Raw genomic sequence first — 16,657 nt, 5'->3', positions numbered from 1 at the left:
TCCGTCGGTGACCGGAGTGCCCACGGTGTCCACTCCGGCACCAACCACCCGGCGGACCGGGACGCAGCTCGCGTCCCGGCCCGCCGGCCTGCGCAAACGCTGGCTGGTCGCCGGGGTGTTCGCGGTGCTCGTCGCGCTCGTCGCCGGTGTGTCGCTCGGCCCGGTCAGCCTGCCGCCGGGCAGCGTCGCCGCCGAGCTGCTCAACCTGATCCCCGGGGTGCACCTGGAGAGCGGGTTGACCGAGCGGGAGATCGCCATCGTGACCGAGCTGCGGCTGCCCCGGGTCGTGCTGGGTCTGCTCGTCGGTGGCCTGCTCGCCCTCGCGGGCGGCTGCTACCAGGGCGTGTTCCGCAACCCGCTCGCCGACCCGTACCTGCTCGGGGTGGCCGCTGGCGCGGGCCTCGCGGTCACCGCGGTGATCGCCCTCGGTGGTGCCGGCCGGCAGGGCGCGATCTCCGGGCTGCCGCTCACGATCCCGTTGGCGGCGTTCGTCGGGTCGATGCTCGCCGTGACGATGACCTACCTGCTGGGCGCGGCCGGTGGACGGAGCCGGTCCCCGGCGATGCTGATCCTGGCCGGGGTGGCGGTCTCCGCGTTCCTCTCCGCCGGGCAGACGTACCTGCTGCAACGGCACGCCGACAGCATCCAGTCGGTCTACTCCTGGCTGCTCGGCCGGCTGGCCACCGCCGGCTGGCACGACGTGCTGCTGGTGCTGCCGTACGCCGCCCTGACCATCGTGGTCGTGCTGCTGCACCGCCGCGAGCTGGACGTCCTCGCGCTCGGCGACGACGAGGCGCGGAGCCTCGGCCTGCACCCGCAGCGCTCCCGCTACCTGCTGATCGCCGCCGCGTCACTCGGTACCGCCGCGGCGGTCTCCGCGACCGGCCTGATCGGCTTCGTCGGCATCATCGTCCCGCACACCGTTCGGCTGCTCTTCGGATCGAGCTACCGGGTGATCCTGCCGCTGTCGATGCTGTTCGGCGCAGCCTTCCTGGCACTGACCGACGTGGTGGCACGGACCGCCGCCGCCCCGGCCGAGGTGCCCATCGGGGTGGTCACCGCACTGCTCGGCGGTCCGTTCTTCGTCCTCGTGCTGCGCACCGCCCGGCGGGTGCTCACATGAGCCCCGTGCCCGCCCCCCGGGAGGTCGGCGCGGCGGCCGTCGAGGTGCGTGGGCTGCACGTCAGCCTGGACGGCAACCCCATCCTCACCGGCGTCGACCTGACCGTCGCCGCCGGCGAGTGGGTCACCGTGATCGGCCCGAACGGCGCCGGCAAGTCGACTCTGTTGCGCGCCGTCGGCGGCCTGCTGCCCGCGCAGGGCATGATCACCCTGTTCGGTACGCCGAGCGCCGAGCTGCGCCGCAGGGACCGCGCCCGGGTGGTGGCCACCGTGACGCAGTCCCCGGTGGTGCCGCCCGGCATGCCGGTGCTGGACTACGTGCTGCTCGGCCGTACCCCGTACATCTCGCCGCTGGGTCGGGAGTCGGCCGCGGACGTCGAAGCCGCCCACGAGGTGCTGGACCGGCTGGACCTCGCCGGCTTCCACAACCGCGAGCTGGCCACCCTCTCCGGCGGCGAACGGCAGCGGGTCTTTCTCGCGCGGGCGCTCGCCCAGGGCGCGACGCTGCTGCTGCTCGACGAACCGACGAGCGCGCTTGACATCGGCCACCAGCAGGAGGTGCTGGAACTCGTCGACCAGCTCCGCCACGCGCACGGCCTGACAGTGCTGGCCACCATGCACGATCTTTCCCTGGCCGGCGAGTACGCCGACCGGATGGTGATGCTCGCCGACGGTCAGGTGGTGGCGACGGGCACCCCCCGGGAGGTACTCACCGAACATCTCCTCGCCACCCACTACCGGGCCAGCGTCCGCGTCGTCGCCGGCACCCACGGCCCCCTCGTGGTCCCCGTCCGCCCCCGTCCCACCCCCTGACCCTCCCGGGTGTCGAGCGCGGGGCTGGTCAGGGGCCCAGGTCGATCACCGAGAAGAGGGCGCCCTGGGGGTCGCGCAGGGAGGCGAACCGGCCGGTCGGGATGTCGCGCGGCGGGACGAGGATGGTCCCGCCCAGCTCGGCGGCACGGGCAGCTGCCGCGTCCGCGTCGGCCACGGCGAAGTACACGGTCCAGTACGCGGGCAGGTCGGCCGGGAAGTCGTCGGCGAACGGCGGCATCATCCCGGCGACGATCCGCGCGCCGAGCCGCCACCCGGTATACGTCATGCCGCCGATCGGCTGCTCGTCCGGCTGCCAGCCGAACACCAGCTCGTAGAAGACCTTCGCGCCCTCCGGGTCGGGGGTGACCAGTTCGTTCCAGCTCATCGCGCCGGGCACGTTGAACACCTCGGCGCCCGGCATGGCCTGCGGTTGCCAGACGCTGAACGTGGCGCCCGCCGGGTCGGCGAACACCGCCATCCGCCCACGGTCGAAGACCTCGAACGGCGGCACCACGACCTGCCCGCCGGCCCGCTCGACCCGACCGGCGACGAGTTCCGCGTCGTCGGTGGCGAGGTACGTCGACCAGATCGGCACCTGGTCGGGGATCGCGGGTGGTCCCACTCCGGCGACCGGCTGTCCGTCGAGCAGGAAGACCGTGTAGCCGCCAGCCTCGGGTTCCGGTGTCACCCGCCCGGTCCAGCCGAACAGCTCGGGGTAGAACCGCCGCGCGTCGGCCAGGTCCGGGGTGGCCAGGTCGGCCCAGCAGGGCGTACCCGGCGGGACGGTGCTCACGTCAAGACCCCTCTCAGCCGGGGTGACCACGACGGCACCCCTGCCGGAATCCTGGCACCGTCCCGCCGCGGCTCGGGGCGGAAACGGACGAATCGTCAGCTGAACCGGCGACCCTCGTCCCGTCGGTACGCCCAGCCGGCGAGCGCCGCGAGCAGCACCACCCAGACGCCGAGCATGATCAGTGCCAGTGGCTGGACCGTGTAGTCGCCGACGGCCGACCACATCAGCTCGGCCGCACCCCGGGTGGGCAGGAACGGCGCGATCGTCTCGATGAACCCGGGCGCTTCGCCCGGCGCGGACAGCAACCCACCGCCGAACGCCAGCGGCAGGAAGACGACCTGCGCCACCACGATGGCTGCCTTGCTCGGCATCGAGTAGCCGATGGCGAGCCCCATGAGGGTGAACGGCACCGAGATGAGGCCCACTGTGAGGGCGGACAGCAGGAACGCCAGCGGGGTGATCCGGGCGGCGGTAAGGGTCGCGCCGATCACCACGACCGGGATCAGCGACAGGTACGTCAACGCCAGGCCGGCCAGCACCCGACCGGCGAACCGGGGTGCCGACCCGGCCGGCAGGGTCCGGGTGTACGGATTCCACGGCTGGTCGCGGTCCTCGGCGACCCCGACGCCGTACTGGAAGATGTTGGCGCTCATCACCGAGAACGTCACCATCGACGCGGTGGCGAACGTGGCGCCCACCGGATCGTCACCGGCGAACGGCACCACAAAGAAGATCATGGCGGCGGCCGGGAAGAAGGCGCTGCCGAAGACGGCCACCGGAATCCGGATGATCTCCAGAAGCTGGTAGCGGGCGTGGACCAGGGCGAGCTGCACGGTGCGCCTCCTCAAACGGCGGTGGGTCGGCCGCCGGCAGCGACGGCGGAGGTCTGGTTTTCGGCAACGTGCTGGTCGGTGCCGGTGATGGCGAGGAACGCCTCCTCCAGCGAGGTTGGCCGCACCTCAAGGTCGGCGAAGGTGGCCCCGGAGGTGACAAGCGCCCGGACCAACTCGTCGGCGTCGGTGGTGAGCAGGTGCAGCCGGCCGTCGATCCGTTCGGTGCGTACCACACCGGGCAGCCCTGGCAGCGCGTCGGCGACCAGGCTGACCCGGCGTACGCCGACGATGCCGCGTACCGCCTCCACCGTGTCGTCGGCGAGCACCCGGCCCTGCCCGATCACCACCACACGGCGGGCCAGCGCCTCCACCTCCTCCAGGTAGTGGCTGCTCAACAGGACGGTCCCGCCGTCATCGTGGAACGCGCGGATCGCGTCCCAGAGGGTGTGCCGGGCGGACACGTCCAGGCCGGTGGTCGGCTCGTCGAGCAGCACGAGCCGGGGCCGGCCAACGAACGCCAACGCCACAGCCAGCCGACGTCGTTGCCCACCGGAGAGCCCACCGGTCTGCCGCCGGGCGAGGTCGCCCAGGCCGAAGCGGTCGAGGAGTTCACCTCGGGGCACCGGGTCCGGGTAGTGCGCGGAGACGAAGTCGACGACCTCGCCGACGCGCAGCGTGCCCGGCAGGCCGGTCTCCTGCGGGGTGACGCCGATCTGTCGACGGGAGGTCGGGTCGCGGGGGTCGCGGCCGTTCAACTCGACCCGGCCGGAGCTGGGGCGGCGCAGGCCGACAAGCAGGTTCATGAGGGTGCTCTTGCCGGCGCCGTTGGGGCCGAGCAGGCCGACGAGCTCACCGGCTCGGACCTCCAGGTCGACCCGGTCGAGAGCGAGGACGTCGCCGTACCGGCGGCTGGCCTGGTCGGCGCGTGCGAGTGTCATTGCTGCTCCTTCGACGGGGTCGGATCGAGCTGGGTGGGGTCGAGCAGGGTGCGGATGGCCTCCGTGTATTCCTCGAACGCCAGCCGACCGCGTCTGCTGAGCCGGATCAGCGTGGCCGGGGTGCGTCCACGGTGGGTCTTCGTGACTTCCACGTAGCCGGCGTCCTCCAACTTGCGCAGGTGCACGGAGAGGTTGCCGGGCGTCATGGCGAGCAGATCCTGCAGGCGGGGAAAGGCGATCCGGTCGCCGTCGTTGAGCGTGGAGAGGGTGGCGACCACCCGCAGCCGTGCCTGCGCGTGGATGACCGGGTCCAGTTCGGTCACGACCGTTGCCGCTGTCGTCGTCGGGCGACCGCTCCGGCGGCAAGGATTCCGCCTCCGCCGGCCACCGCGATGACCAGCGCGTGCCAGCTGGGCCCGGCGATCGTGCCGACCACGTTGATCACGCTGATCCAGGCGCCCAGCCGGAAGAGGTCGCGGTCCAGCCAGATGGCTCCGCCGGCCATGTGCAGGGCGCCGGTCAGCCCGACAGCGGTCGCCGACCAGAGCAGGCTGGCCTGGTCGGCTGGCAGGTGCTCGGAGATTCGCCCGACCGCCGCGTACACGCTCACCGACCCCAGGGCCCAGGCGCAGCCGTACCAGCGGCCACGCACCGCGGAGTCGCCACTGACCTGCCCGTACGCCCGCGCGCTGGCGACCGCCTGGACCGCTGCGGCAGCCGCGAGCAGGACGAACAGGACGGTCAACGGCAGCCAGTCCGGTAGCCGGACCAGCACCCGACCATCGGGTGCGAAGCGCAGGAAGAACAGCCCGAAGCCGATCAGCCAGGCCACACCCCACGGCCAGTAGACCAGCCGGGCGTCCGGCTCCAGCCGACGTGCGGTGGCCGCCTGCTGGTCACGGATCAGCTGGAGTGCGGCTGCCGCGTCGGAGGGCGGCAGATCATCGTTGGGTTCCACGCAAACTACTTTACGCTGCAAAGTCAAGGCTCGGTGTCCGCAGGTGGTCGCACTGCTGGAGTGCTCGGGCGGCATCCTGTTCCCCTGCCGGGGCACCGACAGCGGCGCGGTGTGCCTATGGTGGGAGGCCGTGGCGACTGATTGGTCGCACAGGACACAGGGGAGGGTCCGTGTCGAGCCCGAGCAATGAGACGGAGGTCGATCCGGAAGCCCTGAAGGCATTCGCGTCGGCTTCCACCGACCGGGCGGCCCGCTTCCGCGAGCTGCACCGCTCGTTCGGTGACGGACACGTGCCACGGCACGCCTTCGGCGTGATGCCGGCGTCGATCAGCCTCTCGGCGACGTACGCCGAGCAGTTCGAGGCGTGCCTGCAGGGGCTGGCCGACGGTGCCGACGTCATGGCGGACATCGCCGAAGGGCTCATCGACTCCGCCGACGCCTACACCGGCTCCGATGTGGCAAACACGGACCTGTTCGTGCCCGGGCGTCCGGCCGCGCCCGACGTCCTGGCGCCCGGGCCCTGGTCGCCGGGCCCCTCCTCGCCCGGCGCTGGCCCGAGTGGGCAGGTGCCGTTGTGAGCACCGAGGCGTTGCAGCGCAACAAGACGTACTTCGAGCAGATCGTCTCCGGCACCCCAGACCCGTTCAAGCCGCTGTCGAACGCGGTGTTGTGGCCCTTCGAGCAGTTGCTCGAACTCGTCGCCGGCGAACCGGACGACCTGATGCGCGCTGCTGAGCGCTGCTTGACCGCCGGTGCTGCGGTCCGCGAGATCGCCGATGAGCAGGTGCAGCAGCGGGCTCGCCTGCGCGGTTCCTGGAAGGGCGACGCCGCCGAGAGTTTCAACGCCTCGATGGAGTCGGTGGAGGAGGCGATCGAGGAACTGGCCCGTGGGCTGGACGGCACCAAGGAGGTGCTCGTCGACGCGGCCAACGCGGCCGTCGACGCGTTCAACCTGCTTGTCGAACTGATCCTCGAATTCCTGCTCTGGTTCCTCACCGAAGTGATCATCGCGGCGGTGGCTGCGGCGCTCAGCGCGGGCATCTCGCTCGCGGCGACGGTCGTCCGGGTGCTCGGCAAGCTCGCCACCACCGTCGGCCGGATGGTCAAGATCGTCGCGCGGTTCGGCGAGATCCTGACGAAACTCGCCGCCAAGATGAAGAACGTCGCCGAGATGCTGATGACGTACCGCGAGACGGTGCTGAAAGTCCGCGAGGCGAAGAAGGCGTACCGGGCGTGGAACAAGTCCGGCTGGACGGCTGAGGCCCGGGCGTTCCAGATCGAGAAATTCAAGACGCTCTTTCCCGGCAAGTTCCTCGTCAACCAGGTGTCCCCTGTGAACATCCCGGGCATCGGTGGTGCCGTGCTGGACACCGGCGTCGGTCTGCATGACATCTCCGACGGCACCAAGGACCGCAACTACCTGGTGGACGGTACGTACAGCGATGATCTAGGCCCGTACGCCAAGGGTGTGCAGAATGTCTTCGACTCAATCCTGACCTGAGAGGGCCCGACATGACCTTTCCCGGTCTGGACCGCATCGAGGCGCTGGCCCGCAACCTGGACGGCTGGCAACGTGAGCTGGCCCGCAAGATGGCCGAGATCGAGCAGAGCAACGCCGAGGGCACGAGCGACTCCGGGCTGGTCCGGGTCACCGCCGCCGCCGACGGCACGATCATGTCGACCGAGATCGACGCGCGGGCCATGCGCCTCGACTCGTACACGCTGGCGGAGGAGTTCACCGCCGCGGCTGCCCGCGCCCAGGAGGCGGCCGCCGCCCGGGTCAGCGAGCTCGTGGGCGAGGTGATCGGCGACGCGCCCGGTGCCAGAAAAGCGGCCGAGGACGACCCGGACCGATACTGAGCCGATGGCCGACACCAGTTACCAGCAACGGCTGACCCAACTCGTCGAGCCGGGCGAGCGGCTGCTCGCCGTCGCGAAGGCGCGCATCGCCCAGGGCGCGCTGCCGCACGACCCGCCGGTCGAGGAGCATCAGGTCAGCTCCAGCGGTGGGGGTGGCGTCTCCGGGGCTCTGCTCAACCTGCTCTCGCCGCTGATCTCCTTCCCAGCGGGGGACCGGCTCGTCGACCGCATCGCCTACGGGATCGCCGGCCGGGGCGCGCCCGGCTCGTCCGCCTCCACGCTGCAACACTCCCGGCGGCCGGTACCCCCGGCGATCACCGTCGAGGCCACCATCCTCGCCGTCACCGACCAGCGGCTGCTCGTGTGCGCGTCCGGGCCGCTGAAGCTCTGGTCGAGCAGCGCTGACGACGAGCGGGCGGTGGCCGAAACCCGGATCGTGTGGTCGACGCCCCGCGCAGCGATTGCCGGCGCGCGCGTCGGTTGGCACCGGCTCAACCCGAAGCGACTCCGGATCGATTTCGCCGACGGCTCGTGGCTGGCCTTCACAGTGCCCATCGCCGAGCCCGGCAAGCCCCTGCGCGAGATAGCCGCAGCCCTCACCACCCGCTGACCCGAGTTGCTTGCCGCGGTGCCGTCCGCAGCGGCTCGGGCAGTGGTTCACTGTGCAGCACCGAGAGCCGGGACACCGCGCGGGTCAGCACCACGTACAGCCGGTGCAGCCCGCGTGGCTCGGCCGCGACGATCGCGGCCGGCTCGACCACCACCACGTGGTCGTACTCCAGGCCCTTGACAAGCGTCGCGGGCACCACAGTGACCCGCTCCGCGGTCGTGACGTCGTCGGCGGTCGCGGTGGCGACGCCGTCGGCGGCAAGCGCCGCCCGTAGCGCGTCGACCGCCTCGTCCGCGGCGATCACCCCGACCGAGCCGTCGTGCGCGAGCGCCGCCCGCACCTCGGTCACCGTCGCGGCGGTCAGATCGGCAACGGTACGCACGTCCAGGCCGCCGTCGCGACGCAGTGACTCGGCCGCCGGTACGTTCACCGCCAGCGCCGGCAGCAGCAGGTTGGCGAACGCCACCACTGCTGCGGGCACCCGGAAACCGACAGTCAACGGGACCACTGCCGCGTCGGGTTTGCCCAGGTGGGCAAGGGACTCCCGCCAATCGGTGGCAGCCCACGGCGCGGTGCCCTGGGCCAGGTCGCCGAGGAGGGTGACCGAGCCGTGCTCGCTGCGCCGGGCGATGGCCCGACACTGCATCGGGGAGAGGTCCTGGGCTTCGTCCACCACGACGTGCCCGAACCCGGAGGCCCGCTCCAGCAACCCCGACGCCTCGTCGATCAGCACGGCGTCCGCGGCGGTCCAGCGGGTCGCCTTCGCGGTACGGGCCGGCTTCACCCAGGTCAGGAGCGCCTGCTCGGCGTCGGTGAGCAGGCCGTCCGCGGCGGCGGCGAGTCGAGCAGGGTCGGAGAGCAGGCTGTGCACCAGCCCTTCCGGGGTGAGCGCCGGCCAGACCGCGTCCAGGAAGTCGACAACCGGTCGGCAGCGGCCCATCCGGCGCAGCCACGCGTCGCTTGGCGACTCGGCCCGCCGCGCCTCGGCCTGCCGTTGCAGCAGACCCACCACCCGCGCCCGGACCCGCTCGCGGCCCGTGCCGTACGGCAGCCCTTCCCGACGGGTCTCCTCGACGATCCGGTGCAGCGGCTCCAGCCCGATCCGCCACCGGAACGAACCGTCCGACACGGTGATCGAGTCGGCAGGCGTGCCGATCTGCGCATGCACCGCGCGGCGCAGCACGTCGGCCATCCGCGCGTCGTGCTTGAGCGCGGCGACCGCGGACGCCTCGACCGCCCGGACCGGCACCCGCGCGATCAACTCCTCGACCGTGGCCTGCTCGACCTCGACCTCGCCGAGCGCCGGCAGCACCGCCGCGATGTACGACAGGAACGCCCGGTTCGGCCCCACGATCAGCACGCCGGCCCGCCGCAACCGCTCCCGGTGCAGATAGAGCAGGTACGCGGCCCGGTGCAGGCCGACCGCCGTCTTCCCGGTGCCGGGAGCGCCCTGCACACAGATCGAGTCGGCCAGATCGGCCCGGACCAGTTCGTCCTGCTCAGGCTGGATGGTGGCGACGATGTCCCGCATCGGCCCGACACGCGGCCGTTCGATCTCGGCGGTGAGGATCCGGCTTGTCGTGCCCAGTTCCTCGCCTCGATCCAGCCGCTCATCCTCGAAGCTGGTGAGCGCCCCGCTGCTGAACCCGAACCGCCGCCGGACCGCCACCCCCTGCGGGTCGCGCGCACTGGCCCTGTAGAACGAGCGGGAAACCGGTGCCCGCCAGTCCAGCACAAGCGGCTCGCCGCCCTCGTCAGTGACGTGCCGCCGCCCGACGTGATACCGCCGACCGCCATGATCGCCGCTGCTGGTGTCTTCGCTGTTCGTGGCTTCGTGGTCCGGGACTTCGGCGAAGTCGAGGCGGCCGAAGAAGAGCGGTGTGGTCGGATCGTCGGCCAGTTCGGCGACCCGGCGTGCCAGCGTACGACCGAGGGTCTCCGCCGCGTAGGCGTCGCCGGCCACCTGGTCACCCGTCGCGAAGAGGGATTCGGCGCGTTCCCGCATCCGTGCGAGTGCCGCCCGGGAGGTGGCCAGGTGTGCGCGCTCGGCGGCCAGGTCCGTGTCGAGGCGGGTGCTTACGTCGGTGTCGAGGTCGGGTGCGGGCATGCTGACGTCCCATCGTTCACATCTGCTGCTCGCTCGCGTGTCCGGGGGCGGATGGCCGGCCGCCCGGCGCGGCGACGTCCGTTCCGGTGCAGCTCACCTCGGCCGTCAAGCGGGCTGCAACCCTACGCTCCCGAGCCGCGCCCTTCCACCGAATTACCGAAGCGACCACCCGGAAGAGTCGGCGTGGCGTGGCGTGGCGTGGCGAGGCGTCGCGTGGCGTCGCGGCGGGACGGGGGAACGCCAGCTGTTGGATCGTCCGCCCAGGTCCGCGCTGTATATCCGGTGCTCTCGGCTCTCAGCAGCGGCGGTGGTAGAGGTTTCGTCGTGGGACGCGGAGCGGATCGAGCCAGCGGGGTGGGAGGAACTCGGGCCTGCCGTCGGGTGCGATGCGGACCGCCCAGTCGCCCTGGTGGAGGAGCCGGTGGTGGTGGCCGCAGAGCAGAACCGCGTTACCCAACGCTGTCGTGCCACCGTCGGCCCAGTGATGGACATGGTGGCCCTCACACCATCGGGACGGCCGGTCGCAGCCGGGAAACGCGCAGCCGCCGTCGCGCAGCACCAGCGCGCGGCGCAGCGGCCCGGTGAACAGGCGGCGCTGACGCCCGACGTCAAGGATCTGACCGTCGCCGCCGAGCACGGCCGGTAGCACTGCGGCGTCGCAGGCGAGTCGACGGATCGCGCCCGGCGTGAGGCGCCCGCCCGTCTCCAGCGTGCCGGCGCGTACGCCGTTTACCAGCGCGTCCAGCGAAACAGTCACCACGAGTTGTGGCCGGTCGCCTCCGTTGTCGGGCAGGCTTCCGGTGCGCAGCGCCAGCCGGCAGATCTCGCCGAGCGCGTCCGCCCGCCGCTCGCCGGGACTGCGGTCATCGTGCGCGCCTGTCGGGCCGCACAGCGGATCGATCGCCTCGCGTAGCAGGCTCGCCGTTTCGGTGTCGAGGCTGCCGCTGAGGCGTACCTGCCCGTCCTGTTGGTCGGAGAGGGTGACGTGCCTGCGGGCCTCGGCCCGTGCGGCGGCCCGGTCGAGGGCCGCCAGCTCAGCCTGGTCGGCCAGGTCGGGCGCGACATGGGCGAGAACGCGCTCCCCGAGACGGCTCAGGGTGGCCGGATCGAACCGGTCGGCCCACGCGATCAGCAGATGGGTGGCCTTGTCGGCGACCTCCGGGGCAGCCTCGACCGGAAGAGCGGCGACGGCCTCTGCCACGACGCGGCCCTGCTCGACACTGATGGCGCCGGCATGCACGGCGTCGCGGACTGCTGTCGGCGCGGCGTCGAGAGTGGCAGCGAGCTGAACGAGCTGGCGGGCGGACCGACCGGAGAGCCGGAGTCGATCCCGCAGCCAGACCGCGGTGGACGTGGCGCCTTCGGTGAGGGCCAGGCCGCGGGCGTCCAGCTCGCGCACCAGACCCAGCTCGACGGCGGCCAGCCGCTGCGACGCCCCGTGCGCCGCGTCGAGCGATGCGAGCAACTCGGCGTCGGAAAGCGCCCACAGGGAGGCCGAGGCGCAGTCGTCGACGGCACCGCTCGCCTGCGACAACGCCTGCAACATGAGGAGACGATAGAACATGCGTACGACAATTCTTGAGGGTGGAGGATGGGCGGGGTGCGGGGGTGATGGCGGGTCGGGTGGCCGGACGGGATCATGGGCACATGACCGAGGCCCGTCCCGAACCGCGTCGAATGATCAGCGACCCGCAGGTGATGCGGGCGCTCGCCCATCCGGCCCGGATCGCGATCATGGAGTATCTGAGCAGCCGTGATGGTGGCGGCACCGCCACCGAGTGCGCGGAGATCGTCGGACTGTCGCCGAGCGCGACCAGCTATCACCTGCGGGCGCTGGCAAAGTTCGGCCTGGTGGAGCAGGCGCCGAGCCGGGGAGATGCGCGCGAGCGGGTCTGGCGCTCGGTGAACGCCAGTGTGATGGTCGATGCGGGCCGCGAGGCCGGGCCCGAGGCGCGGGCTGCGGAGCAGGCGCTTGTGGAGGCGCACGCCGTCCGGGCCATGGAGCGGACCCGGGACTGGTTGCGGCGCGCCGGGGACGAGCCCGCCGAGTGGTACGACGTCGCGCTGTTCAACGACACGCTGCTCCTGATATCGGCGGACGAGTTGGCGGAGTTGAACGAGGCCGTTCTGGCGCTGCTCAGGCCGTACCACCCGCGTCGGCGTGCCGATCCGCCGGAGGGTGCTCGTTCCGTTGCGGTGCAGTACCGGGTGGTGCCGCTGGCCTGAGGGGGTTGTGCGAACCAGTTGTGAAGGATTATTTTCGAAGTATCTCCTTCACAACTGGTGAATCGCGCTGGTCGGACGTCTGGTTGGCTGCCACGGCTCGGGGCGCCACGATCTGCGGCGACTTCCTCGCTGCCACAGCGCTGGCGCTGGCCCTGCAGAATGCCGGCGCCGGTGGGCTCGCCGTCTCGGCGCTGTTGCTCGCAGCCACCCTCCCGCTGGTGGTGCTGGCCCCGCTCGCTGGTCGGCTCGCCGACCGGGTGGACAGCCGTACCCTGCTGGTGACAGTCGGGTTGGCCCAGGCCGCGATCTGCACGATGCTCGCCGTCGCCACCCACCCGGTCCTGGTCATCGGGCTCGTCGCGCTGCTCGCCTGTGGGCTCGCGGTGACGCAGCCCTGCCTGGCGGCGCTGCTCCCGGCCATGGTCCGCCCGAGTGACATGCCCCGGGCGAGCGCCATCACCCAGACAGCCGTGTCCCTCGGCGCGCTCGGCGGTCCGGTGTTGGCCGGGCTGCTGGTGGGGCAGTTCGGCACCCGCGTACCGCTGCTTGTCGACGCCGTGACCTACCTGGCGCTTGTGGTCGCCGGCCTGCTGCTGCGGACCCGGCGCGGTGGTCGGCCGGCCACCGCCACCACGCCCGAGCTGCCAACCGCGCAGGTCCAGGCCGTGCCGCAGCCTGCTAAGAGAGCTACGGGTACGGCCGAGGGATGGCGGTTTCGCCGGGACCCGCTGATGGTCGTCATGGTGGTGTGCATCGCGGTGGTGATCACGGCGATCGGCGGCATCAACGTGATCGAGGTCTTCTTCATCCGGGAGACGCTGAACGGCTCCGCCACCATGTACGGCCTGGTCGGGGCCGCCTGGATGGCCGGCCTGCTGCCCGGCGGCTGGTTCGCGGCCCGACTCGTACGACGGCTCGACGACGACGGCTGGTTGGTACGTGGCGTGCTTGTCACGCTGGCCGGATGCAGCCTCATGGTCCTGCTGGCGTCCACGGTGCCGACGGCGACCCTGCTGGTGCCGCTCTGGCTGGTGGCGGGCGCTGCCAACGGCGCCCAGAACGTGTTCGCCAACCTCCTCACCGCTCGTCGGGCGCCGGAGTCGATGCGCGCCCGCGCGTACGCCAGTTACGGCGCGGCGGTGCAGGGCGGCTCTATGACCGGCTACCTGCTCGGTGGCCTGCTGCTCACTGTCGTTTCGCCCCGGCCGTTGATCGCTGCGGCCGGGGCGGCCGGGCTCCTTGTGGCGTTGGCTTTCGTGCCGATTGTCGCCCGTGCGGTACGCCGTCCGGCGATCGAAGACCGGGAAAGTGAGACCGACCGGTCGTCGCAGTGCGCGGACGATGCGGGGTTGGCCACTCTGGGCCGGCCCGCCGAGCCGGAGGCGGGCGGCGGGGATACGGTCGGGTCATGGCTGAGCGCATCGCACGCCCGCGGGTCGGGCACATCCAGTTCCTGAACTGCCTGCCGATCTACTGGGGTCTGATGCGCTCCGGTGCCCTGCTCGACGTGGACCTGCACAAGGATTCGCCCGACCAGTTGAATGCCGCGCTTGTCGCCGGTGACCTGGACATCGGGCCGATCTCGCTGGTGGAGTACCTGCGGCACGCCGACGAGTTGCTGCTCCTGCCGGACCTGGCCGTGGGCAGTGACGGGCCCGTGCTCTCGGTGAACGTGGTCTCGACCCGACCCCTCGCTGAGCTGGACGGCGCGCGGGTGGCGCTCGGCTCGACCTCGCGGACCGGGGTGATGCTGGCGCAGCTGCTGCTCGCCGAGCGCTACAACGTACGCCCCGACTACTACCGTTGCCCGCCGGACCTCACGCAGATGCTCCTGGAGGCCGACGCCGGCGTGCTGATCGGCGACGTGGCGCTGCGGGCGCTCTACGAGGCGCCGCAGCGGGGCGTCACCGTCACCGACCTCGGGCAGGCGTGGCGGGAGTGGAGCGGGCTGCCGATGGTCTTCGCCGTCTGGGCGGTACGCCGCGACTTCGCCGCCGCGCACCCGGGCATGGTGAAGGAGGTGCACGAGGCGTTCCTGCGGTCGCGTGACCTCTGCCTGGCCGAGTTGGACCAGGTCGCCGAGGCGGCGGCTCGGTGGGAGACGTTCGACGCCGCGACGCTGGCCACGTACTTCCGGACCTTGGACTTCTCGCTCGGTGACCGGCAGGTCGCCGGGCTGCGGGAGTTCGCCAGGCGTGCCGCCGCGATCGGCGAGGTGCCGGCGCTGCCGGTCGACGGCCCCGAGTTCTTCGCCAGCTGAACCGCCCGGCGAAGCGACCCCACAAAGAGACCAAGCCGCCGACCGCGAACGACCCAGCCGTCGGCGGTCAGGTGCCGGGGCTGAGCAGCGCCTCGGTGATCTTCTCGCAGTTCTTCATGCCGTAGTCGTAGCCCATGTCGATCGGGTACTTGACCATCACGCCCATCGTCCAGGTGTCGCCGATGGCCAGGCAGTTGATGTGCATCTGCTGCTCGCGGGTCCTGTCGATCCACCCGTTCTTGATGGCGATCTGCTTCTGCTTGGCGGCCGGGAACGCCTTGCGGATGCCGAAGTCACCGGCGCCGCGGACCAGCTTCATCTCGTTGAGCAGCCACTTGGTCCACTTGGGACCGGCGGCCGTGCCGGTGGCGATGCAGTTGCCCAGCCGGGCGGTGTCGCGGGGGGAAAGCGCCGTACGGCTCCAGCCCTTGTCGGGGGCGACGCTGCTGTCGGTGAGCTTGCACATGGAGATCAGCCGCTTGATCGAGGCGTCCCGGCCGACCGAGTTGTAGAACTGCTCGGCCCTTGTGTTGTCGCTGTCCCGGATGATCCTCGTGGCGTCGTCAAGCTTCGCGTCGCTCGGCGTCTGGCCGGCGTCGGCGGCCCGGCGGAGGTAGTCGGCGACGATCCACGACTTGATCATCGAGGCGGTGGTGCTCGTCTCGTCCATGTTCTTCGAACCGATGATCTTCCCGGTCCGGCGGTCGAGAACGCTCCAGCCGTACCAGCCCGCGATGTCCAGGTCGAGGTCCTTGGCCGCGAACGGCAGCGGTGCCAGCGCCGGACTGGGGCTCGTCGACGGCGCTGCGGGCTGGCGGGCGCTGCGGTCGGTCGCGCCACTTGTGGACCGGCCGCTGCTCGCGTCCGACTCACCCCACTTGGCGGCGGCGGACGACTCGAACGGTGACCCGGGCAGCAGCCGCAGTGACACCAGCACCAGCCCGACAAGGATGACCGCGACGGCGATCAGCCGTAACGGGGAGCTCTCGCCCTCGTCTCGGCGGTCCGCCCGGCGACTCCCGGGCATCAGAGGGCCTCAGCCGGCTGTGGCACCTTCAGCGCGGCGCCCGGCTGCGGGGTGACGAGTTGGGTGGCCACGCTGGCGCAGGCCTGCGCGCCGTAGTCGAGGCTGGACCTGATGGGGTAACGCATCATCACCGCGAGGCTCCACTTGTCGGTGACAGCAAGGCAATTGACGTGCCAGTTGCCGTCGTAGTACAGGCGGGTCCAACCGTTCTTCATGCTGACCGGGCCCTGCGCGGTGATCGACTTCGGCAGGCCGTCGATGATCCCCCAGCGCCCACCGCCCGAATCGGCCTTCTGGTCCTTGTCCGCGGTGGTGCCGCGAACCTTGCTCATCTCGCTGAGCACCCACTCGGTCCACTTCGGGCCGGCGGCCTTACCGCTGGCGATGCAGTCGCCGAGCCGGGCGGCGTCCCGGGGTGACATCCGGGTGAAACTCCACCAGCCCTCGTACTTCGGCACATTGCCCCGCTTGGTGTCGGTCAGCCCGCAGATCTTGATCGCCCGCTGGATGACCGGGCCCGGCTGCCCGTTCGCCGGTGTCTTGTAGGAGCCACCGGCAGCGGCGTAGACCTTGTTGGCAGCCGCGTCGTTGCTGTCCCGGATGGCCAGTACCGACGCCTTCTTGAGAGCTTCGGTCGGCTCCTTGTCCCCGAGTTGCCGCAGGTAGTCCGCGACGATCCACGCCTTGATCATCGACTCGGTGGAGCTGGTCGCTGTCATGTTCGGCGACCCGGAGATCTTGCCCGTTTCCCGCTCCAGCAGAGCCCACGAGAAGAACTCGCCCTTGAAGCTCACCGACACCGGGCCGGCGGCCAGCGTGGGTGGCGGCGGCGGAGTGGGCGAGGGCGCGGCGACGGAGGCGGCGCCACCGCCACCTCCGCTGCTGTCGCCGTTGGAGAGTCGGGCGTACGCGGTGGGGACCAGCAGGACGCCACCGAGAAGGACCGCTACGACGGCGAACACCATGGTCACGCGGGATCGCATGATTTGGGTGAGCTCCAGATGTCAGGGCCGGGGGGCCGGCTTGTTGTCCGGGCGATCGGTGCGTTCGCCGAGGCGCGGGGGACGGTGGCCTCTGTGGAGCCGGCGATTGGTGGCAGCCGATCGGTTG

18 protein-coding genes are annotated in these 16,657 nt (G+C 71.3%); 9 read left to right on the top strand and 9 right to left on the bottom strand.

Annotated features, from left to right (window positions below; translation table 11 throughout):
* The first annotated feature begins 16 nt into the window (after positions 1-16).
* Positions 17-1,123 (top strand): FecCD family ABC transporter permease, encoded by a 1,107-nt coding sequence (locus tag F4558_RS25030; protein WP_053652198.1) that lies wholly within the window; start codon positions 17-19, stop codon positions 1,121-1,123.
* Complete coding sequence (locus F4558_RS25025; protein ID WP_167946158.1) at positions 1,120-1,935, top strand: ABC transporter ATP-binding protein; 816 nt, start codon at positions 1,120-1,122, stop codon at positions 1,933-1,935. Before F4558_RS25030 ends, F4558_RS25025 begins: the two co-directional genes overlap by 4 nt.
* A gap of 28 nt (positions 1,936-1,963) precedes the next feature.
* Here F4558_RS25025 and F4558_RS25020 read toward each other — a convergent pair whose 3' ends face one another.
* From F4558_RS25020 to F4558_RS25000, 5 genes are all read right to left on the bottom strand, one after another.
* On the bottom strand, positions 1,964-2,728 hold the full coding sequence (locus tag F4558_RS25020) for a VOC family protein (protein WP_167946157.1): 765 nt from the start codon (positions 2,726-2,728) through the stop codon (positions 1,964-1,966).
* A gap of 95 nt (positions 2,729-2,823) precedes the next feature.
* Entirely contained in the window at positions 2,824-3,561 is a 738-nt protein-coding gene (locus F4558_RS25015; protein ID WP_053652201.1) for an ABC transporter permease, read from the bottom strand.
* Between the two features lie 11 nt (positions 3,562-3,572).
* The gene (locus F4558_RS25010; protein WP_053652202.1) at positions 3,573-4,499 is read right to left on the bottom strand and encodes an ABC transporter ATP-binding protein; all 927 of its coding nucleotides are present in this window, start codon (positions 4,497-4,499) and stop codon (positions 3,573-3,575) included.
* Positions 4,496-4,822, bottom strand: coding sequence for a transcriptional regulator (locus tag F4558_RS25005; RefSeq protein WP_053652203.1), 327 nt, complete (start codon positions 4,820-4,822; stop codon positions 4,496-4,498). The genes F4558_RS25010 and F4558_RS25005 overlap by 4 nt, the downstream gene beginning before the upstream one ends.
* On the bottom strand, positions 4,819-5,457 hold the full coding sequence (locus F4558_RS25000; protein ID WP_053652204.1) for a hypothetical protein: 639 nt from the start codon (positions 5,455-5,457) through the stop codon (positions 4,819-4,821). Before F4558_RS25000 ends, F4558_RS25005 begins: the two co-directional genes overlap by 4 nt.
* Before the next feature lie 170 nt (positions 5,458-5,627).
* On the opposite strand from F4558_RS25000, the gene F4558_RS24995 reads away from it, so the two are divergent.
* The 4 genes from F4558_RS24995 to F4558_RS24980 are packed head-to-tail and all read left to right on the top strand — an operon-like array spanning position 5,628 to position 7,927.
* Positions 5,628-6,035, top strand: coding sequence for a hypothetical protein (locus F4558_RS24995; RefSeq protein WP_245241362.1), 408 nt, complete (start codon positions 5,628-5,630; stop codon positions 6,033-6,035).
* Positions 6,032-6,958 carry a WXG100 family type VII secretion target gene (locus F4558_RS24990; RefSeq protein ID WP_167946156.1) on the top strand — a complete coding sequence of 309 codons (927 nt, stop codon included), beginning with the start codon at positions 6,032-6,034 and terminating at the stop codon, positions 6,956-6,958. The genes F4558_RS24995 and F4558_RS24990 overlap by 4 nt, the downstream gene beginning before the upstream one ends.
* An 11-nt stretch (positions 6,959-6,969) precedes the next feature.
* Positions 6,970-7,317, top strand: coding sequence for a YbaB/EbfC family nucleoid-associated protein (locus F4558_RS24985; protein ID WP_053652206.1), 348 nt, complete (start codon positions 6,970-6,972; stop codon positions 7,315-7,317).
* A 4-nt stretch (positions 7,318-7,321) separates the two neighbouring features.
* A complete protein-coding gene (locus F4558_RS24980) occupies positions 7,322-7,927 on the top strand; it encodes a hypothetical protein (RefSeq protein ID WP_167946155.1) in 606 nt (201 codons plus the stop codon).
* On the opposite strand, the gene F4558_RS24975 is transcribed toward F4558_RS24980, so the two are convergent.
* The gene (locus F4558_RS24975; RefSeq protein WP_167946154.1) at positions 7,914-10,034 is read right to left on the bottom strand and encodes a HelD family protein; all 2,121 of its coding nucleotides are present in this window, start codon (positions 10,032-10,034) and stop codon (positions 7,914-7,916) included. The two genes, F4558_RS24980 and F4558_RS24975, sit on opposite strands and share 14 nt — an antisense overlap.
* A gap of 295 nt (positions 10,035-10,329) precedes the next feature.
* The gene (locus tag F4558_RS24970; RefSeq protein ID WP_312877395.1) at positions 10,330-11,598 is read right to left on the bottom strand and encodes an HNH endonuclease signature motif containing protein; all 1,269 of its coding nucleotides are present in this window, start codon (positions 11,596-11,598) and stop codon (positions 10,330-10,332) included.
* Positions 11,599-11,681: 83 nt separating this feature from the next.
* Here F4558_RS24970 and F4558_RS24965 point away from each other — a divergent pair, with 83 nt between their 5' ends.
* From F4558_RS24965 to F4558_RS24955, 3 genes are read left to right on the top strand one after another with little or no spacing between them, the layout of a single operon-like run.
* On the top strand, positions 11,682-12,260 hold the full coding sequence (locus F4558_RS24965; RefSeq protein ID WP_167946153.1) for an ArsR/SmtB family transcription factor: 579 nt from the start codon (positions 11,682-11,684) through the stop codon (positions 12,258-12,260).
* Between the two features lie 41 nt (positions 12,261-12,301).
* Positions 12,302-13,717 (top strand): MFS transporter, encoded by a 1,416-nt coding sequence (locus F4558_RS24960; protein ID WP_167947643.1) that lies wholly within the window; start codon positions 12,302-12,304, stop codon positions 13,715-13,717.
* The gene (locus F4558_RS24955; protein WP_053652365.1) at positions 13,669-14,520 is read left to right on the top strand and encodes a menaquinone biosynthetic enzyme MqnA/MqnD family protein; all 852 of its coding nucleotides are present in this window, start codon (positions 13,669-13,671) and stop codon (positions 14,518-14,520) included. Before F4558_RS24960 ends, F4558_RS24955 begins: the two co-directional genes overlap by 49 nt.
* A gap of 67 nt (positions 14,521-14,587) precedes the next feature.
* Here F4558_RS24955 and F4558_RS24950 read toward each other — a convergent pair whose 3' ends face one another.
* A complete protein-coding gene (locus F4558_RS24950; protein WP_167946152.1) occupies positions 14,588-15,547 on the bottom strand; it encodes a serine hydrolase in 960 nt (319 codons plus the stop codon).
* The gene (locus tag F4558_RS24945; RefSeq protein WP_167946150.1) at positions 15,547-16,530 is read right to left on the bottom strand and encodes a hypothetical protein; all 984 of its coding nucleotides are present in this window, start codon (positions 16,528-16,530) and stop codon (positions 15,547-15,549) included. The genes F4558_RS24950 and F4558_RS24945 overlap by 1 nt, the downstream gene beginning before the upstream one ends.
* Positions 16,531-16,657 lie beyond the last annotated feature (127 nt).

Origin of the sequence: Micromonospora profundi (assembly GCF_011927785.1) — a bacterium.
GTDB classification, from domain to species: Bacteria; Actinomycetota; Actinomycetes; order Mycobacteriales; family Micromonosporaceae; genus Micromonospora; species Micromonospora profundi.
The sequence above is the reverse complement of the archived record's forward strand: the minus strand, read 5'-3'. Positions and strand labels throughout refer to the sequence as shown.